The 22253-nt window shown below is 33.5% G+C and carries 15 protein-coding genes and 1 pseudogene; 6 read left to right on the top strand and 10 right to left on the bottom strand.

Annotated elements, in window-relative coordinates:
• Window positions 1-311 precede the first annotated feature (311 nt).
• Complete coding sequence (grpE, locus tag TERY_RS04325) at window positions 312-953, bottom strand: nucleotide exchange factor GrpE (RefSeq protein WP_044136401.1); 642 nt, start codon at window positions 951-953, stop codon at window positions 312-314.
• A gap of 1390 nt (window positions 954-2343) precedes the next feature.
• Between grpE and TERY_RS04320 the strand changes: the two genes are divergently transcribed.
• Window positions 2344-3951: a SpoIID/LytB domain-containing protein gene (locus tag TERY_RS04320; protein WP_370496606.1), complete on the top strand. Its 1608-nt coding sequence runs from the start codon at window positions 2344-2346 to the stop codon at window positions 3949-3951.
• A 539-nt stretch (window positions 3952-4490) separates the two neighbouring features.
• Here the strand turns inward: TERY_RS04320 and TERY_RS04315 are convergent.
• The 3 genes from TERY_RS04315 to TERY_RS04305 form a co-directional block, all read right to left on the bottom strand.
• Complete coding sequence (locus TERY_RS04315; RefSeq protein WP_011610706.1) at window positions 4491-4787, bottom strand: 2Fe-2S iron-sulfur cluster-binding protein; 297 nt, start codon at window positions 4785-4787, stop codon at window positions 4491-4493.
• 316 nt (window positions 4788-5103) lie between these two features.
• The gene (locus TERY_RS04310) at window positions 5104-5406 is read right to left on the bottom strand and encodes a 2Fe-2S iron-sulfur cluster-binding protein (protein ID WP_011610705.1); all 303 of its coding nucleotides are present in this window, start codon (window positions 5404-5406) and stop codon (window positions 5104-5106) included.
• A 484-nt stretch (window positions 5407-5890) separates the two neighbouring features.
• Window positions 5891-6181, bottom strand: a complete 291-nt coding sequence (locus TERY_RS04305; protein ID WP_011610704.1) for a 2Fe-2S iron-sulfur cluster-binding protein — start codon at window positions 6179-6181, stop codon at window positions 5891-5893.
• A 305-nt stretch (window positions 6182-6486) separates the two neighbouring features.
• Between TERY_RS04305 and TERY_RS04300 the strand changes: the two genes are divergently transcribed.
• Together TERY_RS04300 and TERY_RS32290 are read left to right on the top strand one after the other, a co-directional pair.
• On the top strand, window positions 6487-7494 hold the full coding sequence (locus TERY_RS04300) for a Gfo/Idh/MocA family oxidoreductase (protein ID WP_011610703.1): 1008 nt from the start codon (window positions 6487-6489) through the stop codon (window positions 7492-7494).
• Window positions 7495-8430: 936 nt separating this feature from the next.
• Complete coding sequence (locus tag TERY_RS32290; RefSeq protein WP_155994305.1) at window positions 8431-8589, top strand: hypothetical protein; 159 nt, start codon at window positions 8431-8433, stop codon at window positions 8587-8589.
• Between the two features lie 660 nt (window positions 8590-9249).
• Here TERY_RS32290 and TERY_RS27090 read toward each other — a convergent pair.
• The 3 genes and pseudogenes from TERY_RS27090 to TERY_RS04290 form a co-directional block, all read right to left on the bottom strand.
• A pseudogene (locus tag TERY_RS27090) lies at window positions 9250-9390 on the bottom strand (transposase); the annotation flags it as partial.
• 551 nt (window positions 9391-9941) lie between these two features.
• Window positions 9942-10712 carry a DUF1350 family protein gene (locus TERY_RS04295; protein ID WP_011610702.1) on the bottom strand — a complete coding sequence of 257 codons (771 nt, stop codon included), beginning with the start codon at window positions 10710-10712 and terminating at the stop codon, window positions 9942-9944.
• A gap of 836 nt (window positions 10713-11548) precedes the next feature.
• Window positions 11549-12316: a phosphoribosyltransferase family protein gene (locus TERY_RS04290; RefSeq protein WP_011610701.1), complete on the bottom strand. Its 768-nt coding sequence runs from the start codon at window positions 12314-12316 to the stop codon at window positions 11549-11551.
• A 194-nt stretch (window positions 12317-12510) separates the two neighbouring features.
• On the opposite strand from TERY_RS04290, the gene TERY_RS04285 reads away from it, so the two are divergent.
• From TERY_RS04285 to TERY_RS04280, 3 genes are all read left to right on the top strand, one after another.
• Window positions 12511-15006, top strand: coding sequence for a putative PEP-binding protein (locus TERY_RS04285; protein WP_011610700.1), 2496 nt, complete (start codon window positions 12511-12513; stop codon window positions 15004-15006).
• 848 nt (window positions 15007-15854) lie between these two features.
• Window positions 15855-15998 carry a hypothetical protein gene (locus tag TERY_RS32285; protein WP_155994304.1) on the top strand — a complete coding sequence of 48 codons (144 nt, stop codon included), beginning with the start codon at window positions 15855-15857 and terminating at the stop codon, window positions 15996-15998.
• Window positions 15999-16031: 33 nt separating this feature from the next.
• Complete coding sequence (locus TERY_RS04280) at window positions 16032-16235, top strand: hypothetical protein (RefSeq protein WP_044136399.1); 204 nt, start codon at window positions 16032-16034, stop codon at window positions 16233-16235.
• A gap of 361 nt (window positions 16236-16596) precedes the next feature.
• On the opposite strand, the gene ggt is transcribed toward TERY_RS04280, so the two are convergent.
• The 3 genes from ggt to guaA all read right to left on the bottom strand — a co-directional run bounded on the left by ggt (window position 16597) and on the right by guaA (window position 20884).
• Window positions 16597-18369, bottom strand: coding sequence for a gamma-glutamyltransferase (ggt, locus tag TERY_RS04275; protein WP_011610699.1), 1773 nt, complete (start codon window positions 18367-18369; stop codon window positions 16597-16599).
• Window positions 18370-18579: 210 nt separating this feature from the next.
• Window positions 18580-18804, bottom strand: a complete 225-nt coding sequence (locus TERY_RS04270) for a hypothetical protein (RefSeq protein ID WP_011610698.1) — start codon at window positions 18802-18804, stop codon at window positions 18580-18582.
• 532 nt (window positions 18805-19336) lie between these two features.
• On the bottom strand, window positions 19337-20884 hold the full coding sequence (gene guaA / locus TERY_RS04265) for a glutamine-hydrolyzing GMP synthase (protein ID WP_155994643.1): 1548 nt from the start codon (window positions 20882-20884) through the stop codon (window positions 19337-19339).
• Window positions 20885-22253 lie beyond the last annotated feature (1369 nt).

The raw sequence follows: 22253 nt of genomic DNA, 5'->3' as shown, positions 1-22253 counted from the left end.
TTCAAACCTTCTGTGGAGGTTTATATTAAAAATACTCAAGACAGTATAGGTAATTACTGAAATAAAGTCCAGCTATTTCCAAGTTAATCCTTAATTCTAAGCTTCTTTGTTGTTTAATTTGACGGCATTGCTAAATAAAGCTATTGAAGCATTATTTGGCAAAATATCAAATCCTTTTTACTTAATAGTTAGGAGTTTTCAGCTATGACCGACATGAATATCTACGGGAGATGAAACCCGTAAAACATAATAGGAATACTCACTATTATTGCCATTAACAAAAATCATAGCCACCCATCAGTAACACCAATTTAACTTATAGGACTAACTTTGGCACGAAACAGCAGTTTATCTCCTTGCCTATAGCCAGTATAACGAATTGTTACCATTTCTCCCTTTTGGGCATATCCTTCCATTAGTTGATGCAACTGCGGGTCAAAAGGAACTTCTGCCCCCACAGGAGCAAGAGATTCAACATTCCACTGTCCCATCAGTTTTTCTACTGGACGTAACAAAGGTAATATTTTGATGGCTGCTAAACTAGGATTTTGTTTAGCTTTATAGATCACGGTAGGCCATTGTTGTAGCCAAGATTCTAAAATTTGTAAACTAGACTGCTGAAACTCTTGCATTAAAAATTGTTTTTGTTGCTCTAATTCTTTTTGGAGATTTTTACATTCTTGTTCTAGTGCTGAAGTGGAATTTTTCGGTAAATTTTTAACAAGTTCAGGTGCAAAATTAGTTAATAGTTCTGTTAAAGTTATTCCTAATGCCAGACTTATTTTGAGTAAAATATCTACTCGCATTTGTGATGCTAGCCCACCTTGCAACCGAATAACTTGTAACTCAGAAACTCTAGCTTTTTGACTTAATTCCCTATAGCTGGAAATATTTGCATCTTGCATTAAGTTCTGTAATATTGGGGCGTAGTTGATTCGAAAAGATTGATTCATCCTGCCAGTAAAATACGGAAAAGAGCAAACTTTTTTGTATATCCTAAAATATACCATAACTGCTAACTATTTGTAGTATATAATCCATTTGGTATTTATTTAAAAGATTAAGGAGAGATGGGGAGATGGGGTATGCTGGAGTATTTTTGAGAAGGCAGGATGTAGAAGGTAGTTATGTAGAAGGTGACCCTTAAGACCTCTGCTGGGAATACCAACTCCACTGGAGTTGCTGTATGGGATGATCTTAATCCCTATTTTTTAAGATCTTCAGAAGGCTTGTGCCTTCGGCGACAGGATAATTATTCAGTGCCTTGGTGCCTGAAGAGAGTATTGCCTTGGTTTGTTAAATCTCTTTTTGTATTGATTTGCTTTTTCCCAAATATGACTCCATGCCTTAAAAATTTAATCGCGGGCAAAGGTACAAAATGGTTTTTATATTTTTTGTATATCAAAAAATCATACATTCCTAATTTATTAGTTTTATACCTCCTTTAGTTGTGGTTAATTTTTTGGTATCAAAACAATAGATACATCTTATTGTTAATATTTTTACTAGCAATGGGATAGGAAAATAATTGGTCACTATCTATCTGCCATTATAATTAATTATTTTCTTGCCTTTCAATAATATTAATATAGGACTAATCACTATTTTTTTTGTGTCAATTTACTAGGTTTTATGATTATTAAAAATATTCTTTTTATTGTTATTTATTAAATATATACTTTATTCCCTAAGCTAATTATTACTGTTTTAGTATTTGGCTGATAATTTGTATCTAAAATTCATCATAATTGTTAGGTTGGTATTAATCAAAATTCTATTCTTTTTTTGATAATATTTTTTTTAAATAAATAAAACTAGAATGTAGTCAAAGCTAATCTATTCAATTTTAATAATTTTTATTTGTAATTACTAATTAGTCTTTAACTGTTTTAAAACTTGCTTCAGTGAATAAAAAAATTACTCAAAGGGGAGGGGTGCATTACTACCACTACATCCCTATTGATTCTTAATCATTTTTATTTTTCACTTGAAATATTTTTCAGTTTATTCTCTATAATATATAGCTTTCATCTGGCTTGTTACTCTGTGAGGATTATAATACATTAATCATATCAAATATTTGTGAGAATTCAAAAGCTAGAAATAAACTCCGAAACTCTTGATAATTGAACTAATTTCGATTGCATATCTCCAAAAAATGAGAAAATTTTGAAGACAAATTAAAATATAATTTCTATATTAATATATTTGAGATTAAAACATCAAGAAAAAAGATAAAAATTTTTTTTATAAAAATTATTTTTTTATTTGATAGTTTTTTATATATACTCATTTTGATGTAAAATAATTATCAAATAAATACTACATAGGTGAATAAAATTGTTGGCAAAAAAATCTCAAAAAATCATCAAAAATACAATTTTTATAACAGCTTTGTTACTAGGATTAAATATAACACCAGTCAAAGCCGTAGAAGAATATAACAGATTACTCAAAATAGGAATTATACAAAGATTTGGTGCTAAACCAAAAGATAAAATTATTATTAAAGCTACTCCAGGAGATAAATTGACTTTGCGGTTTAAAACTCCTGCAGGAGAAGAAACTCTTACTACTGAAAAAGTAGAACTAAAAATTAAAGTTAAACCTCTAAAAAAACCTCTTTTAAAAGAGCGATTAATTCTTAGTAGTCACCGTAGTTATGAAAATGCTGAAGAAGATGCCCAGTTATGGAAAAAGAAAGGAATAGAAGTAGAAGTAGCTCAACCAGGTAGATGGAAAGTTTGGGGAAAAAGAGAAGTATATAAAACTCCTTTATTACGACGCTGGCTATTAGAAAGTCTACAAGCTAATAATAATACAAATATCTATCTTGAGCTGGAAGCTTTAAAACAAAGGCCTACAGCTTACTGGAGTATGAATGGCTATATTTATCATCGCCATGAACTATATATTACTGCGGGGAAAAATGAAGTTATCATCAATAATCAATTTAACCAAGACAGAGCAACACTAGAAGAACGACGTTATGTAGGCTCGTTAAAACTACAACCTAATGCTTATGGTACTTATACATTAGTTAATAATGTACCAATAGAAACTTACATTCGGGGAGTAGTACCCCATGAATTAGGGGCTTGGCCACCAAAAGCATCCCTAGAAGCTCAATCAATTTTAGCTAGAACTTATGCACTGAAAAATTTACATCGGTTTATGGTAGATAATTATGAGTTATGTGCTAATACTCACTGTCAGGTTTATAAAGGATTAGATGTCTACCCAGAAACAGATGCGGCAGTAACAGCAACTAGGGGAAAAGTTTTGACTTATAAAGATGAGTTGATAGATGCAGTTTATTTTGCTGTTAGTGGTGGTGTTACTGCAGCTTTTAATGATTTGTGGAATGGTACTAAACGTCCTTATTTAATACCTGTTGTTGATGCTACTAATAATATTTGGGATATATCTAAAAATAGTTTAGCAACTGATCAAAATTTCCGTAAGTTTATGAGTATTAAAAAAGGATTTAATGAAGATGGTTGGAGAGAATTTCGCTGGCGGGAGGTGGTTAGTTTACCGGATATATCTGGTTATTTAAGGGGTTATTTTCAAAGGAAAAAAAGTCCTTTTGCTCAGTTTAATACTATTAAAAAAGTAGCGGTGACGAAGCGATCGCTAGCTGGTCGTGTTCTGAAAATGACTGTGGAAACAGATAGAGGAATTATAGAGTTAAATAAAGACGAGGTACAAAATGCTTTTTGGGTCCCTTGGAGCACACTGTTTTATCTAGACTCTATATACAAACCCGATAAAACTTTGTGGGGTTACGCTTTTGTTGGCGGTGGTTTTGGACATGGAGTAGGCTTGAGTCAGAAAGGTTCAATTAAGTTAGCTGAGTTAGGTTGGAGTAGCGATCGCATTCTCAGTTTTTATTTTCCGGGAACTGAAGTCCAAACTCTTAGTAAGTTAGCTAATTTTGGAAAAAAATAGATAGTTATAGCTATAGTTGGGTAAATAGATTAGCTGTTTATCGTTAATTCTAATCAATTAGAAAACAATTAAAAAATCCTAAATTGTCATACATTCTAAGATAACTGATAACAGAGCTTATCCAGAACTGTCTTATCTAGCAGGAGTGTTTTATTGCCGAGTACTAGGCAAATATATTGTGGTTCATACACGGCTTTTCACCTCTACATCTAGTCTATGGTTTGATATCAGTAGGTAAATCTTGTAAACTACCAACATGGCCACCTGATCTTTATCTCAGAAAGATTTAGATTTATCAGGCTGGTCTACTGAGCCTAATTTAATTTGACTGGTACAACTGGACTAGCATTTACACGAAAGGAATAGAGCAGTTCTAGAGTTTGTTGTGTGGCAATATCAAAAATATATTTATCACTAGGATAATCAATAGTTTGATGAACTCCTTATCTTTTATTCATCAGAGTAGCTTTATATGTAGCCATATAAAGTTACTCTCAAAATTGGTAAATTGATTGACTTGAAGTTGTCAACTCAAGTCTTTAGTAAAGTGCTTCTTCTTTGTGAGTTTCAATAATACAATCAGAAGTAGGATAAGCTACACAAGTTAATACATATCCTGCTGCCATCTGGTCATCATCTAAGAAAGATTGATCTGATTGGTCTACTTTTCCAGACACTACTTTACCAGCACAAGTAGAACAAGCACCTGCACGACAGGAGAAGGGTAAATCTAAGCCTTGCTCTTCTGCTTCTTCAAGAATATACTGATCATCAGGAACTTCAATAATTGTGCTATTTCCATCTGGAGTTTTTAAAGTGACTTTGTAATTTGGCATGTTGTGCTCCTTTATTGAATAAACTTTTTGAACAAAAGGTTGTCAAACCTTTATGCTAACTCTCCAAAATATCTATTTTTGGATAGGTTTAATATTTTCGTCCTTAGATAATTTCGGATACTATGAGTGCTAAAACTTGTTAACAATGCAAAGTAGAAAGTTATCTACTGAGGGGGTATCAACCAAAGTTGACAACAAGAAAATATTGTAAACACTTTTATTACTTATGTTGTCCTTGTTTTCGGCGCTTACAGAAATTAATGGGCAAGAACCAGGCTATTGGTAAATTGATTGACTTGAGGTTGTCAACTCAATTCTATGATGCAATTCCTTCTTCTTGATGAGTTCGAATAGTACAATCAGAAGTAGGATAAGCTACACAAGTTAATATATATCCTGCTGTCATCTGGTCATCATCTAAGAAAGATTGGTCTGCTTGATCTATTGTTCCAGACTCTATTTTACCAGTACAACTAGAACAAGCACCTGCACGACAGGAGTAGGGTAAATCTAAGCCTTGTTCTTCTGCTGCATCAAGAATATACTCATCATCTGGACAATCAAAAGTTTGGTTAATTCCTTCTTCTTCATTAATCAGAGTAACTTTGTATGTAGCCATGTTATTTTCCTCTCAAAATTTATTTGGTAGATTGATTGATTTGAAGTTGCCAACTAAAGTCTTTAATTAAAGTTTTTCTTCTTTGTTAGTTGTGGTGCCTTAAGAGTCTATTTAAGCTCAGCCATCCCTAAATTATTGACAAAAAAAAATTTATTTGTTTTGATAAACTACTGTATTAACTCAACTGTAGAAAATTGCTCAAATTAACTTTTTTGCCGATTTTCTTGAAAAAAATAACTAAGTATCAAGAGTATTCAAGATAAGCAAAAATTCTCACATAAATTTTCCTAGATGTGAGAATTACTTTTTTATTAGTTTCCACTAGTTAAATGTCTAAAAATTTGTCTATCCTTTTCTATTTTTTCATCAAATAATTTTATTTTTTGCCAGAGCCGAAAATCTAAAAATATTAAGACTGACAAATTATTTTTTAGACTCTTGTGGATATCAACCAAATTCGACAATTTTCTACAGTAGTTAACAACTACAGATTATCTTCCTGATGAGTGTTAATAGTACAATCTGATGTTGGTTTAGCTACACAAGTTAGTACCCATCCCTCTTTTACTTGATCGTCGTCTAAAAAAGACTGGTCATCTTGATCTACTGTTCCAGACTCTACTTTACCAGCACAGCTAGAACAAGCACCAGCTCGGCAGGAGTAGGGTAAATCGAAGCCTTGATCTTCTGCAATGTCAAGAATAATCTCATCCTCAGGGCAGTCAATTACTTGGTCACCGTCTGGCGTTTTTAAAGTAACTTTGTAAGTAGCCATTAAATCTTCCTCCAATAAGAATTTCAAGTTATAATTTAAACTTATACAAATTACTAGGCTAAATTAACCAAAGTATTTGCACTTGTTTTTTTTCTATCTCTGATATTAAGGGAAAAAAGCAAAGTTGTAAAACCCATTGAGAGAAAAATTACCATAGAATTTGTTATAAATAATTCTAATTTAATTCTGATTACTTATACATAATTGGCCATTATTTTAATTTATATGTATAAAAAAAATTAAATATGTCATAAATATTAAATATATAGTTTATAATATAAGATTGTGTAATTCTATATTTTGGTATGACTCAAATAAATATCTCTTCCTCTTTCTGCTCTATCCCAATTAGAGTTGGTATTGTTGGCACTGGTTATGCTGCCAAGGCTAGAGCTGAGACATTAAAAGCGGATGAGCGCTCCCTCCTAGTAACTGTTGCAGGTCATACCCCAGAAAAAACCGAAGCGTTTAGTCAAACCTTTCAAGTTGAAAGTGCAGCCTCTTGGCAACAACTGGTAGAACGAAAAGATTTGGATCTAGTCATCATTTCTACTATTAATAGAGATCATGGAGCGATCGCGCTTGCAGCTCTGGAAAATAACAAACATATTATAGTTGAATATCCTCTCTCTCTAGACCCAACTGAAGCCGAGTCATTAATTACTCTAGCAAAGAAGAAAAATAAACTATTACACGTTGAACATATAGAACTTCTCGGTGGTCTCCACAATACTATTAAAGAATCTTTGTCCAAAATTGGTAAAATTTTCTATGCCCGTTACGTCACAATTAATTCTAAACAACCTGCCTCCCAAAAATGGACTTATCGCTATTCACTATTTGGCTTTCCTTTTGTAGGAGCACTATCTCGTTTCCATCGGTTTACCGACCTATTTGGTCAGGTTGATACCGTTAATTGTCAAAGTCAGTTTTGGTATACAGAAGTTGACCTTTATAAAGCCTGTTTGTGTACTGCTCAGTTAAGGTTTAATAATAATGTAATTGGGGAAGTTGTCTATGGCAAAGGTGAAACTTTTTGGCATTCAGAAAATACCTTTACTCTTTACGGTGAAAAAGGTAAATTAATTTTTACTCCCCAACAAGGTCAACTATTGCAGGGAGAAAAAATACAAACTATAGAAGTAGGTGCTAGGCGTGGTTTATTTGCTAAAGATACGAAAATGGTAATTGAATATTTGTTGCAGGGAACTCCCTTATATATAACTCCAGAAGCAAGTTTGTATACTTTAAAAGTTGCTAATTTGAGTCAAAAAAGCTCTCATAACTCAGGAAAAGCTACTAAATTTAAATAATTAGGGCGTGCATAAAAAAGTCTATTATATTAAAGATATCGAAATGTTTATTGTTAATGTTAGTAGTAATATATGTTTATTTATAAGCCTATATAAATTATGATTTTTTGAGATTAATTACTAAAATATTTCGACGTACCGATATAAAAAATATGAATTATATCTGTGTGGCAACTGCCAGCTTAAAATTCTGCTAACGGTGCTTCAAATTTAATGTAAATTATTTTTAGTTATCAGCAAATAGAAAAGGAAAAATATGGTAACATGACAAGGGATAATACAAAATTAATTACGCACCCATATAAGCTGAATTCTTCCCCTTCTCAAAAGTACAAATAATTCAAATAGGTAAATAATTTTGTTGAGTAATATCATGTCCGGATGATTAGTAATGATTCAACATTACTAGTTTGAGACAAAGGGTTAAAACAGGTTAACCATTCCTGGAAATTTATGCTGATCCATAATTTTTTGACAGCGATAGATCAATAGCTATTCTAATTCATCTAAGTTTTCTGGTGAATGGTTGGCGAACCCTCGGATGTTAGTTGTTCTATGCCGAAGCAAAAGATCGATCTATAGATTCATTGGTCAAAGGCCACAAACATTATGCTGGTGGCAACTAGGTGGGAGTGACTCGGGAGAAAAAACAGGTCAATACTTTCAGGTAATACCAACTTGTTAGTCATATACCATCTTACTTGGTCTAAAACTAACAGTACCCGTTTACTTTGATTGAAATTACAGCACCTTCGTATCCTTGTCAGGTACAGTAACAGTAATAATTAAATAGGTAAAATAGTATCTCATAGGCGATCGCTAAAGTCAAAATAAGAACTTCTTGATTTTGCTAAGATTAAATTTTTATCAATTATTAAAAATATAATTTCTGTTTCTAAAATAAAAGCTTATTTTCTCACTCTCAGAAAAAAAATATTGAAACTTATACGAATTTCAGAAAATATTGTTACATTAAAATTAAGTATAAAATTAACTTCGCGATCGCAACTAATTTGTGGCTATCGCTCAACTACCAAAGAGCTTTCTTGGATGAAGGTAGCGATCGTAAACTACTCCCCTATTAGAAGTAATTAGACTTAACCCATGTAACCTTCAGGTTTACCTCTTTGAATAATTCGCTTTGTACATTTTACAAATCATTCCACTACTTGAGCATCTCTGTTTTCGTCGTCGTAACTTCCCTCGAAATATCGTTTTTAGTCCTTACATATTAGTTTGAGATAGAGAGAGTCGATAGTAACCACTTTCCTGTTTCCATCCATGCTCGTCCCACTTGCCAAAACCTGCCTCAAGTTTTCATTCCTAGAATGAGGAGTTTCTTGACAATTACCATGCTGCCAAATAACCCCATCTTTTCATAGAGGAATTATTGATTTTGCCCCCAACTGACTAGCTTTTTCATCACACTTATATTGATATTTTGCTCCATCGGCTGATACTTGGACAATATCATCTTTATCAACCTCACTCTAGATCACCCTCATACTTGCTCGTCAGCAACATTATTAGTTGTAGCTATTGCTGTGATAATCTTTTCTGCAGCATTCCTCAGATGCTGCGCAAATATTCAAACCTAGATGTAATTTACCCCATGTTCTACCTTTACCAAAAACGGTGAATCGTAGTTTTCCATTCTCCTTCAGGTGTAAACTTTGACCCCTGTAGAATCTACTAAAAAATGAATATCTTATGTAGTTGGCATCACGCTGTACGCAATATTTAATTTCGGGGACTCTACGGGATACAGTGATATAATCTAGCACAGGTAAATCTAATCCCATCAACTTGAAATACGGATTCTATAAACCTTTGCGTTTGTCGCCCTGGTAGTCCAAATAAACAACTCAAAGTTACTATTAATTCAATTATCAAATCACTTGTATTGTTAGATGCTCTTCTAGGTCAACTTTTGTGTTTATTGACCCACTGCTTTATTACCTCATAGGGTGAGCCTAAATGTCAAACTACCTCTTTGTTTTAAAGAAGTATTATACTCCGACCAGTTGCTAAGACGGTACTTGGACTTTGACTTGGACTTTGACTGACTCATACTTACTTTTATGCCATGTACTATGATTATTACACTATGGTGCAAAAATCCCCTTTTAGAGTAAAAGTTAAGTATTTTAGGGAAATAGGGAAATAAGGTTTCGCTGCGCGACATGAAAAGCGGAGCAAATGTAGTACATCGCTCCCTAAAACATAGCTATAGTAATTAATTATTTGACTATTTTCACAATACCTCTTTTGTTGATGGTGGCCAGGGTATAAGATTAACTTAATGCAATAGCAGATAATATTAGTTGTACCTGTACATCTAATAATCGTAACTGTTTGTTAATAATCAAACAATATTGGCCATATATCCTATAACAAAAGAATTGTTCCGATTGTGATACGATTACTTAGAATTTATCAGGATCAAGCTATGATATTGGTGCTAGTGGATTTAACCAAAGTAGGATTTCACGTTGAAGTTTATTGAAGTCTTTATAAATCTCTTGTTTCAGCCATTGACCAATAGCATCTACAGGAGTATATACTTGTCCTACAGACCAACTTAAATCTTGACCTAAGGGCGTTAAATGATTTCCATTTAATCTCTGAACTGTTACCATGCTGGGAAAACGTAGTCGTAATATATCGCTCAAACGAAGAGTTTGATCTATATTATCATTATTAAATTTAATCAATAAATTGCGCCGAATTTGATAACGCTTTTGAATTATGCTGTTTGTAATTTTTGGGGATGGAGTAAACTCTACTTTCACTACAGAAGATATTTGTTCGACCATGGGAATAGCATTACGAGCTCCAAAATTGTTGAAAGATATGAGAATATTACCAGCTCTTGCTATAGAGTTTAAACTGCCCATGAGTAAATGTAACTTACATCCCATACTATGCCCAATTCCATAGATAGGTAAAGATTTTTTCCTGAGTATTTCACTAGTATATAAGTGATTTAGGCAATTCTCAAAACTACTGAGAACGTTGTTAGCTATTGCTAAATGGTCTAAAGTATTGATAAAAGGAGTAGCTATTACTGCATAGCCTTGATTTGCTAGAATCTCTAGTAAACACCGATAAGTAACATGGGGTGCTGTTGCAACAAATGCTCCACCCAAAAAATGTATGATTGCTTTGGGACGAGAGGGTATTAATACCCAATTACCAGAATTTTCTTGCCATTCCATAATTTAAAACTATAAAAGTTTTTTATTGACAATTACGATATTTAGTTGTTGCCCAAATTATTAAATGCTTTTAATACAGTTGAAGTATTATTTTATTTTTAACAAAAAATATAAGTTAATCATAAAAATCTCAAACAGTATTAGTTTTTAATAAATTTGTAACAGTTATTAATAAAATTTTAAAGCAAATTTGTGTATTTTGAAAAATTCAATGTATATCGATATTAGTCCCATTTTATTAGTAAGAATAAATTTATTCAATCATCTGGATTAATTCCCATTTCCCGTAAAGGTTGGCCTAAAATTTCTAAGTTTACTTCCCTTGTTCCTAAAACTGAAAAATTTGGTTTAAAGTCTAGCCCAACTATGAGGGGAAATTTTTTCAGCCTTTGCTAGATATTGTTCCCGATTTCTATACTTTATTTATACCGATACTATCGCATTTGATATAATACTAAGGGTAACAAAAGAATAGGGCTCTAATAATAATTGTGATTACAATATTTGATGTTTGATGTCCCTTTCAATAGTTTTTGTAAGCTAGCAATTCAGTTTTTATTCTCCTAAAAAAATCTCTAGAAAAGGTTCTCAAGCCCTTGCCCCGCTATTTCCAAATAGACATTTTTGGAGAGATATATTTTGGATAAAAAATATACTATTTATATCATATCATACTTTAAGTAGGTCAGTATGAATTTTGTCGCTATATAACAAAATCTAAATTCGCCTCAAATCAATTGTGTGGAAGAGCTTGAAGTCAGTACATAAATCTTAATATAGCTAAGTTTTTTCACGCCTACCTACTTACTCGGAATAAGTAGTATCACAAAAAACTGTTACTGACTTACTATATTTTTGAGTTTCATTTCTACTTTTGAGAAGTAGATTTTTTTCACAACTTTTTTACTTTTTAATAGTGGTTTCTTCGCAGTAGGTTCTTTTGTAGTCGCGATCGCCAATACTCCCACGACTTTAATACCAGCTTTACGCAAAACCTCTATAGCAGAATTCACCGTTGCACCAGTTGTATAAATATCATCCACCAGTAAAACTGGAGCATAGGAACTCCGATTACGGAAATCTTTGCCTATCGCAAAAATATCCTTTACCATCTCTAGCCTCTCCTGAGAAGACAAATTATATAATGGCTGAGTCTGTTTCAGTTTTACCAAAGCATTTCGCCATATCTGTAAACCTGTCGCCTCACAAAAACTATTGGCCAATAGTTCAGATTGATTAAAACCTCGTTCCCTCTGCTTTTTTTTGTGCATAGGAATGGGTATAACCACCGCTTTTTCACGGGGTGCTGTAGCTAACCATCCATCCGCCAACCAATATCCCAGGGGTTTTGCTATTTCTGGGTGATCTTCATATTTCATGGCAGCGATCGCTCGTTTGAGACTATCTTTATATTGACCCCAAACAAATATAGGTACTTCTCCAGAAAATATTTCTCCTCCACCAGGAAACTGACAGTGCCAAACTTGTTTTTCGCAATACTGACAAAACTCTCTGTCTGCTGAACGCTGACAAAGAGGACAGTTAGCTTTAAGAAGTATATTCAAAAATGGTTTAAAAATTTTTCTCCGGATAAATTTAATCATTGTCAAGAACCTTGAAAAGATATAATATTTCTAATATTATTTTATGTTAATAATAAGCATTCAGCCATCAGCTATCAGATATCCATTTTAAGGGAATGAAAAAAAATCAAGTCTTTGGCTGAAATTGCTCGGTACTGATAACTGATAGCTGATAACTATAATAATTAAAATGACGTAAGCAAAGTAATAGTTTTGTGTATAAGTTTTACTGGCTAGATCAAATTAAATCATCAGACTGGAACATAGTAGGAGAAAAAGCTTTTTATTTAGCAGATCTGATGGATAAAGGTTATCCAATTAGCCCTGGTTTTGTCATTCCAGCCAATACCTTGTGGCAATTTTTAGAACGTATTAATTGGTCGGATCCTTTATTAGCTAATTTCCCTGACTCTTCTTTAAATTTTAATATTGATGACTATCAACAATGGCAACATATTTCTCAATCAATTAATTACTATATCTTTTCTGCTGATTTACCATTAGAGTTAGTCTCATCTTTGGAATCTGCAATTAATAATCTTAATGCTGAAAGCTTAATTTTTCAGCCTTATTTAGCTTCTCCTAAACTGGAAACTTTTGGGATATTAGATGTAAAAATCTGTCAAGCTAAATCAGAAAAATTTACTCAAGTAATTAAACAGGCCTGGTCAGAAATCTTTAAAGCTAAAAGTTTATTGTATTGGCATATTCACCAAGTTGATATTCAAAAACTTCAACCAGTAATTTTAGTACAATCTTTACAATCAGCGATCGCTTCAGGAACTATGCAAGCTTTTGCAAATAGTTGGGAAATTCAAGCAACTTATGGTTTAGGAATATCTATTGAGCTCGGGCAAGTTATCCCTGACTCTTTTCTAATTTCTCCTAAAAATTACACTATACAAGAAAAAAAACTAGGGAATAAAATTATCGCTTATAACCTTGATACAGCTATGACAAAAGTAAGCTATATCAATACATGGCAAGAAATTGATAATACTCAAATGCCTATTCCTGATAATTTACTAGGATTACAAGCTTTTTTATTGCCAGAAAATGTACAAAAAGAATTTGCTTTGAGAGATAAATATTTACAATTATTGCTTGAAATTACTAAGAAAATAACCAATGAATTTCCTACTAGTTTTTATTTTAAATGGACTTTGTTTAAAAGTGATAATCATGAAGAAAATCAACTATTAATTACAGATTTTAAGGATATGCAAACAAAGTCTAAAAAATCAGAAAATTCAACTGCTTTAACAAGAGAAAAGCAAAAAAAATCTCTTGAAAAACTTGATTCCCCTATAGTTACAGGCATAGGAGTCTCAGAAGGAAAAGTCACAGCTCAAGCTGTAGTTATTAAGGATTTTAATCCACAATTAAAAGAGGTTTATAAAGAAAAAATTTTAGTTGTATCAGCAGTTATTCCTAGTTATTTGCCATTACTAAAAAATGCTGCTGGGATAATTTCTGAACAGGGCGGTATCACAAGTCATGCTGCAATTTTATCCAGAGAAATTGGGATTCCTGCTATTGTCGGAGCTACCAATTCTACTAAAATAATTAAAACAGGTAACTACTTATTAGTTAATGGTAATAATGGAGAAGTACATCTAGTTAAAAAACATAAAAATTATCCTAAAAAACTAGATATAGAAGTAGAAAAAAAATCTTTTCATTCTAAAACATTGTTTCCCATTGGCAGTAAATTATTTGTAAATATTAGTCAAATTAATTCAATTAAAAAAGCTCAAAACTTGCCTATAGATGGAGTGGGATTGTTGCGGTCAGAGTTAATGGCAATTGAACTGTTAGAAAATCGTCATCCTTTATGGTGGATAAAACAAGGTCGTGAATCAGAATTAATAGATTTAATGGTAGAGAATCTAACTCAGTTTGCTGCTGCTTTTGCTCCCAAATCAGTATTTTATCGTTCTTTTGATTTAGTGCTATTTAATTATAGTTATCAAGAAAAAAATATGACGAAAAAACTGGAGCATTCATCTCTAAATTATCCTAATAATCAAGATAATCAGTATAGTCAAAATATTCATGATCAAAATATATTTCAAGAGTTAAGTTTTTCCTATAAAAGTAATTATTATAATCCCATATTAGGACAACATGGCACATTGAGTTATATGTTGGAACCGAGGTTACTAGATTTAGAAATAAATATTTTATCTGCAGTATATAAGTTAGGTTATAGTAACATTCATTTAATTTTGCCTTATGTACGTTCTTTAGAAGAGTTTCAATTTTGTAGGAGTCGAATTGAGACAAAATGGAAGGATAAACCAAATCATTTTCAAATTTGGATTATGGCAGAAGTACCATCAGTTTTATTCCTATTACCTGAATATGTAAAAGAAGGTGTACAAGGTATTGCTATTGGTACTAATGATTTAACTCAGTTATTGTTAGGTGTAGATCGAGAAAAAGAAGAAATAAAAAGTTATTTTAATACTCGTAACCCAGCAGTAATGATGGCAATTAAAGATTTAATTTTTAAGGCTAAAAGTGCTGGTATTCCTTGTTCTATTTGTGGGGATGCTCCTGCTTTATATCCAGAAATAATAGATGATTTAATTCGGTGGGGTATTACTTCTATTTCTGTTAATTTGAATGCTGTTGAAAAGACTTATAAAGCGATTGCTCGTGCTGAACAACGTTTGATTTTAGAAGCGGCTCGACTCAATATTAAATAGGTAGTTAGCAGTTGGTAATTGTTATGAAAAATTAAAAATAGTTAGTGAGTTTTTTCTCTACTTTATTTTCTGTTAAATATAAGTATTTAAGCGGACATGATATAAGCCAATGTCATATTTTAGACCGCAATTAATCAGATAGTAATTATAGTATAAATATCTCAAACAATTGCAAAAAATACGCTGTATATAGCAGCAGTGCGTTTAGATTAAAGTTAAGTTAATAAAAATTTGTTTATTAGTTATTTTATGATAACACTGTCTTTAGAAAACTTTGAGAACTTACAAATTATGAAACGAATATTAACATGGTTAATGTGAGTACTACTGGCATTTATCTGCTTGAATATCACTCAACCTCCTCCCCCTTTGGATCAGGGGACTTGAGAGTTAAATAAAAATTTACTATACTTATTTACAGTTACACATACATAGCAATATTGTAGGAGTATGAGTAATGATCGAAAACCTGAATATGAATAAGTAGCTTGAGCTGACTTGGGTTTTGTTGTCGGATAGGGAAGATAAGTTACAGAATGCACTTAGTGTTATATGGGTGAAACACCGAAGCTAGCTCCAAAGCTTATGCAATTTCCAATTCATTTAAGTTTGGGTAAGTTTAGTAGAACGGATAGAAAACTTAGTAAAAAATGGCAACTTTGAATTGCCCAAAATTATATTAATAGCATTTTACTAAGGTCTTTTTTAACAATAAGTAGGAAAAATATGAAAAGGCGATCGCTGAATATGGTAACCAGGGTAATATTTATGTTATTTAGATCCGAATGTGAAAAGGCTCTCCCTAACTATAAACAAGCTATTCAACTAGAACCCTAAATATGCTTAAGATGCTTGGGCACACAAGCAGGGTTCTTTTTTATCAGGATAAGGGAAAAGATGAAAAAGCGATCGCTGAGTTTAACCAAGGTATTCAAAGGGTTCCCAAAAATGCTAATTCCGATTATTTTTGGCAATTTCTTGGTCTATTATAACCGGGGTAATATTTACGTTTTTCAGACCAGAAGATGAAAAGGCGCTTGCTGAATATTAACAAGCTATTAACTCTAACCCGAATAGCTGATGCTTGCTATGGGCGGGGTAGTGTTTACTATCTCCATGGAGTTGGAGATCAGCAACAGACCATAAAAGACTTTGAAAAAGCTGCTGACTTATATAAACAACAAGCAGATCAAGAGGGATCTCAAAACTTTCTAGATAAACTCAAATAATTACGAAGGAAATTAATGAGAAGAAACTTAAGAGTATTTGTAGGTTGGGTTGAGGTAATAAAACCCAATATCGACCCAAAACACAAAGACGTTGGTTGGAATTATCCTGTAGATAAACTCTACTAAAGCTTCCTTCTACTGAAACTACTTTCATTAAAGTAAATAGTTCTTATACCAATTTCATAAACTTAATTTCATAAACTTAATTTCATAAACTTAAACAACATTTGTAAAAGTAATTTATCAAGCTTGAAAACCAAGATGTCAAGGTATGTGTAGTCTGGCTTTAGAAAATTGGTATTATATATCCACGCTTCCAAATATTGTAACAACCAGAAAATCAAAAACCTACCCTCGTGAGCTACTGGCCAGTCCCCATTGCCTCCCCTTCCCCACGAGGATCTGCTGCTGCTTCCAACATCCCACTCTCATCCTGGAAAACTACATTTGCATTACCCCAACCACGTTGCATTACTACATTATGTCCGCGCTGTTTCAACTCATTCACAGTTGCCTCGCCAAACCCCCCTGTTTCCAAGATTAACTTATCTGGCAGCCATTGATGGTGAAAACGTGGAGCCGACACAGCTTCAGCAACATTCATTTTATACTCTAACACATTCAATATAACCTGCAAAACTGTGGTAATAATCGTACTACCCCCAGGAGAACCAGTCGCCATAATTAACCGACCATTGTCTGTAACAATAGTAGGAGTCATACTAGACAAAGGAGTTTTTCTCGGAGCTATAGCATTCGCTTCATCCCCGACCAAACCGTATAAATTTGGTGCTTCAGGAGCAGCGGCAAAATCATCCATTTCATTATTTAACAATATTCCTGTACCAGCAGCTACCACTCCAGCACCAAAACTACCATTAATTGTATATGTCATACTAATAACATTTCGCTCTTGATCTACTACGGTTAAATGAGTAGTATCAGGAGACTCCAAAATATTACTCCTGAGAACTTCTGGTGATACTGGTTGTACTTCAGTGGAACGTCTGACTTTTGTGAGACTAATTTCCTGACGTCGTTGTTGAGCATAACTCAAGCTAGTCAACTCCTTGACTGGCACTTCCAGAAAATCTGGGTCCCCTAAATGCAAAGAGCGATCGGCATAAGCAACCCGCATGGCTTCAGTAAGTAAATGAATAGTATCAGCATTTTCCCTACCCCACTGTTGCAAGTTAGTCTCTCCCACAATATTTAATATTTGTAGTAAATGTACGCCTCCAGAAGATGGTGGTGGCATAGCACAAACTTTTGCTTGTCTAAACTTGCCACAAATAGGTTCACGCCATATTGGTGTATAGTTCTGTAAATCTTCTAAAGTAATTAGACCTCCTGCTTTGGCCATATCAGTAGCGATCGCCTGAGCAATTTTACCTGTATAAAAGCTTTGAGGATTTTCAGCAATGGTTTCTAAGGTTTGAGCTTGATCAGTTTGAATCAGCAAATCTCCTGGTTCATAAGCTTGGCCATTTTTAGTAAATATATCCCTAGCTGCCGGATTTTTGTTAATTACCTCTAAGCGTTTTTCTAGTTTACTAACAAAGTCATCCCTTAGCTCAAACCCATCACGAGCATAACGAATAGCTGGTTTTAGCAATTCTTTCCAAGGTAACTTGCCTAAGGACTTGTGAATATTATACAATCCTGCTACGGTTCCAGGTACTCCGACTGCTAAATGTCCATCTAAACTTGCTCTTTTCTCTACTTCTCCCTTTTCGTTAAGGTACATATTTCGAGTTGCTGCTTTAGGAGCTCTTTCCCGAAAGTCTAGGGCTCGAATTTTATACTGTTGAGTCTCAGAATTTTCTGGAGGAGTTCCTAATAGTAAAAAGCCTCCACCTCCAATACCTGCGGAAAATGGTTCTACTACAGAAATAGCAAAGGCTGTAGCTACCGCTGCATCTACTGCATTGCCCCCTTTTTCTAGCATTAACTTTCCTGCTTCACTAGCTAGGGGATGAGCTGAAACTACTATACTTTCTTTGCTCCGTTTTAATTCTGCTAGAGGTAGAGATTTTGGAGAGTTGGGAGTACAGCTAAACAGCCATAAGAAAACAGCGACACAACTCAATATTACTATTTGGTTTTTAGTTTGAGGGAATCGAATCTGAGGCATAATGGAACTACAGTGTTTTACATAAATTTATCATAATAATTTAGTTTGGTTGAAAACGTCGCTTCAGGCGATCGCGCTCGAAATTTATTTCTTTAGTATTTGTTCGATAACTGGTTGAGTATCTAAGCTCAATAGGAGGATATTTTGGGAAGAGTTTCCGCAGATTTCTTATTCTTTTTAGGTTTTAAGTCAATCTCAACTACAGGAATATTATTCGATATCTATTTCCTTCCACATTTGAGAAAAGGAAATGGGTTGTTTAGATTTTGCTTTTGGCAATGTTCTTGTGAGACTAACTTTTATTTTGGCAACGGGAGTATCATCTGGATCGAGTTCAATTTTTTCTGTTACTTCGCGAAAGAGTAGTATAACTCCCGCTTTTCCTGGGAGGGTAGTATAACTCGCGCTTTTCCTGGGGCTGAATTTTCCAAACATGGCGATCGAAGAATCATTGCCCTTTTTTGTTAAAAGTTCCTGTTACTTCAATGACTTTCATTTGTTTTTTTTATGATAGTAGTTGGTATTTACGGTAAATTTCAAAATTTCAATTATATTATATAGTGCCAGATATTCCACATCAAAGACAAACTCGGATTTTATAACTATTTTACTTCCTCTTGACACACTTTTAATTTCTTTTTTTCTAAGCAAACAAACAGCAAAGTCGTTGTTGTAGCTTTGACCATAAAACAAGTGATATTATTTACTTGTCTTTTTTGGTAAATTTGGGTTAATATTTTGCATTATTCAAACTCATCCCAAAGTATTGCGATCGCTTATGTATGTTTAACAATGATTAAGAAGCTTTCGTAAAAGGATAGAAGGGTTTAGTCAATTTTTGGAGATGATAGATGATTATTTTCTCCTACTACTCCTAACTCCCACAACTCCAATTTATTCAATAAATATAGTAGGGGGTTTGATAGCCAAACCCCCTACCGACTTAGGAGTTAACCGTAGTACTATATTATTCCCACTCAATAGTACCTGGAGGTTTAGAAGTAATATCATACACCACCCGATTAACTCCCTTAACCTCATTCACAATGCGGTTAGAAATAGTTTCTAACAAATCATAAGGTACACGAGACCAGTCAGCAGTCATTCCATCCTCACTCTTAACAAACCGCAAAACAATGGGGTAAGCATAAGTACGTTGATCCCCCATTACCCCAACACTTTGAATAGGTAACAAAACAGCAAACGCTTGCCAAAAATCATGATACATACCTTGCTGCCTAATTTCATCGCGCACAATAAAATCAGCATCCCGTAATATTTTCAAACGTTTGTCTGTAACCTCCCCTAAAATCCGAATTGCTAATCCCGGGCCAGGAAAAGGATGTCGTCGCACAATTTCTTCTGGTAAGCCAATAGAACGACCAACGTTTCTCACTTCATCCTTAAATAGTTTGCGCAAAGGTTCGACCAATTTAAATCTCAAATCTTTCGGCAAACCACCAACATTGTGATGACTCTTAATTTTAACCGCTACTCGCTCCCCGGTTTTGGGGTCAACATTCGTATTAGCAGATTCAATCACGTCTGGATAAAGAGTACCTTGAGCTAGATAATCAAAAGGTCCCAAACGTTTTGACTCTTCTTCAAATACTTGAATAAATTCATGGCCGATTAATTTCCGTTTTTCTTCTGGATCACTGACCCCTTTGAGTATAGATAAGAAGCGATCGCGAGCATTCACATATTTAACTGATATATGAAAAGATTCGTGAAATATTTTTACCAAGTTCTCTGGTTCATACTTTCGCATAAACCCTTGGTCAATAAACATACAAGTTAATTTATCTCCAATGGCCTGATGGAGTAAAAATGCTAAAGTCGAAGAGTCTACCCCTCCAGACAGAGCTAATAATACTCGTTTATCCCCTACTTTAGCTCTAATTTCTCGAATCGCTTCTTCTACAAAAGCTTCTGTCGTCCAGGTTGGTTCACACTTGCAGATATGGTAAACAAAATTCCGAATTAATACTTGACCACCAATAGAATGAACTACCTCTGGGTGAAACTGAGTACCATAGAGCTTTTTATTGTGGTCAGCTATTGCTCCACAAGGAGTATTATCTGTATGAGCTAATACTTCAAAACCAGAAGGCATTTTGGTGACAGAATCTCCATGACTCATCCACATAGTTGTACCTTCTTCTATATTTGTTAGCAAATCTGTAGGATCATCTATTGATACAGATGCTTTACCATATTCAGCTAACTGAGTGCGTTCAACTTCTCCGCCCAGTTGTTTTACCATTAACTGCATACCGTAGCATACACCCAAAATGGGTATTCCCAAATTCCAAATTTCGGGATCGCAATGAGGTGCCCCTTCATCGTAAACAGAATTTGGCCCACCAGAAAGAATGATTCCCTTGGGGTTTATATCTGCCAGTTTAGCTGCAGTTGTGCGGTAAGAAATAACCTCTGAATATACTTGAGTTTCCCGAATTCGGCGGGCAATTAGTTCTGAATATTGAGAACCAAAATCCAAAATTACGATCATTTGACGGTTAAATTGAGTGAGAGAATCTGAGTTTTTTTGTGTCTGTGTTGTTAGGGTCACGATTAATATTTTATTGTGTTGGACTTTAATGATTAATTTTCTTGTGTTAGTAACAATTATTTTCTGAGTTATTAGCCAAACTAATAAATAATTGTGAGAAAAATTTTTCTGTTGACACACTCTCAGTGTAAAAAAAAATTTCTGCCTTTCTACAAAAGCTTGTAGATTCGTTTTTTATAGGTATATAGTTCATAAAAATATAGTCACATAAGACATATCCTTATTTTCCAGATGTTACTCAATTTGGGGGTGAACTATAAAACTAATTATCCCATCATGGTCAAAAACGTAAGGGAGCTACTTTTCTCATTGTGGGAATTTTCGATCAATCCCGATATCTTCACATTACTCTTTGATTAATCTTTTTTTGGTGTTACTTTGTGCATTTCTCTTTTTACTTTTTTAGAAGAAAAAGTGACTTAATATTTTTGGCCTTTTATAATTCAAGTCAATTTTAATTTTTGAACATCATTATCTATAAAACTTGATCTTGAACTATAAGATTTTTGCTTTTAGAATTACACTTATCCCTAAGCATGTTGAGGCTTTATCAGATAACATTTCAATTAACTTATTATAGGGGACACTTCAAGAAATCTGAAATCTTCTTTTCCCTAAGTTGATATTGGTGCTTCCTGTATAAAGGCCTAAAATCACAAAGTTCCTCTAAATCTCTTATGGAGATAAGTCGGTCGGGAGAATTCTCTTTTCTTTTTTTTTAACATATTGAGCTTTTTTAGTAGTCGGCTTGATTGATTTTGCTGGACTTATTGCAAGATAAGCTCAACTCTTAACTTTCTTTTAGTATTTATTGATAGATTTTAATGGTCTGCCATTTATCACTCTTGGGTTTAATTCCGGCTTGAAGTACAATTAATATAGCTAAATTGTCTAATCCAACATCAATACAGGCACAACAATTTTCCTCTAGCTCGTATTTTTTTTCAGTAATTTCATTCCAGGACTTACAGATTTTCTTGGTTAAGTCGTGGAAACTATTGGAACTTAAAGTGAATGTGAAAAAGGAAGTCTGTATAATGGTATTCGAAAAATCCTAGTTTAATAAATTCTTCTTTACAAGGCAGCAACAAGCGGAAATATTTTCTCAGATGATCTTAGATATTTTTGGTAAGTCCTACTTGGCGTACTTTGAAAATAATAAATGATTTTCCACAACAGTAATAGTTCTCATAGCTAGCTTAAGTAACGGTTTCTACTAGTTTTCATGATTTTACTAAAACACTATTGAGTTCTTTTAGCCAACTTAAATAACAGTTATTATTAGTTGGTCCCCAGCTAACTTAAACTT

The sequence above is a fragment of the Trichodesmium erythraeum IMS101 genome, assembly GCF_000014265.1.
GTDB classification, from domain to species: Bacteria; Cyanobacteriota; Cyanobacteriia; order Cyanobacteriales; family Microcoleaceae; genus Trichodesmium; species Trichodesmium erythraeum.
Note: the sequence above shows the minus strand (reverse complement) of the source record. Positions and strands in the feature narration are given on the sequence as shown.

What these genes read in the sequence shown, in the direction of transcription:
- TERY_RS04305 (WP_011610704.1), bottom strand. Translation starts at nt 6,181, where the DNA reads ATGGCTACTTACAAAGTTACTTTAAAAACGCCAGACGGTGACCAAGTA.
- TERY_RS04290 (WP_011610701.1), bottom strand. Translation starts at nt 12,316, where the DNA reads ATGATTAAATTTATCCGGAGAAAAATTTTTAAACCATTTTTGAATATA.
- grpE (WP_044136401.1), bottom strand. Translation starts at nt 953, where the DNA reads ATGAATCAATCTTTTCGAATCAACTACGCCCCAATATTACAGAACTTA.
- TERY_RS04310 (WP_011610705.1), bottom strand. Translation starts at nt 5,406, where the DNA reads ATGGCTACATACAAAGTTACTCTGATTAATGAAGAAGAAGGAATTAAC.
- ggt (WP_011610699.1), bottom strand. Translation starts at nt 18,369, where the DNA reads ATGCCTCAGATTCGATTCCCTCAAACTAAAAACCAAATAGTAATATTG.
- TERY_RS04270 (WP_011610698.1), bottom strand. Translation starts at nt 18,804, where the DNA reads ATGTTTGGAAAATTCAGCCCCAGGAAAAGCGCGAGTTATACTACCCTC.
- TERY_RS04300 (WP_011610703.1), top strand. Translation starts at nt 6,487, where the DNA reads ATGACTCAAATAAATATCTCTTCCTCTTTCTGCTCTATCCCAATTAGA.
- TERY_RS04295 (WP_011610702.1), bottom strand. Translation starts at nt 10,712, where the DNA reads ATGGAATGGCAAGAAAATTCTGGTAATTGGGTATTAATACCCTCTCGT.
- TERY_RS32285 (WP_155994304.1), top strand. Translation starts at nt 15,855, where the DNA reads ATGCTTGGGCACACAAGCAGGGTTCTTTTTTATCAGGATAAGGGAAAA.
- TERY_RS04315 (WP_011610706.1), bottom strand. Translation starts at nt 4,787, where the DNA reads ATGCCAAATTACAAAGTCACTTTAAAAACTCCAGATGGAAATAGCACA.
- TERY_RS04280 (WP_044136399.1), top strand. Translation starts at nt 16,032, where the DNA reads ATGAAAAGGCGCTTGCTGAATATTAACAAGCTATTAACTCTAACCCGA.
- guaA (WP_155994643.1), bottom strand. Translation starts at nt 20,884, where the DNA reads ATGATCGTAATTTTGGATTTTGGTTCTCAATATTCAGAACTAATTGCC.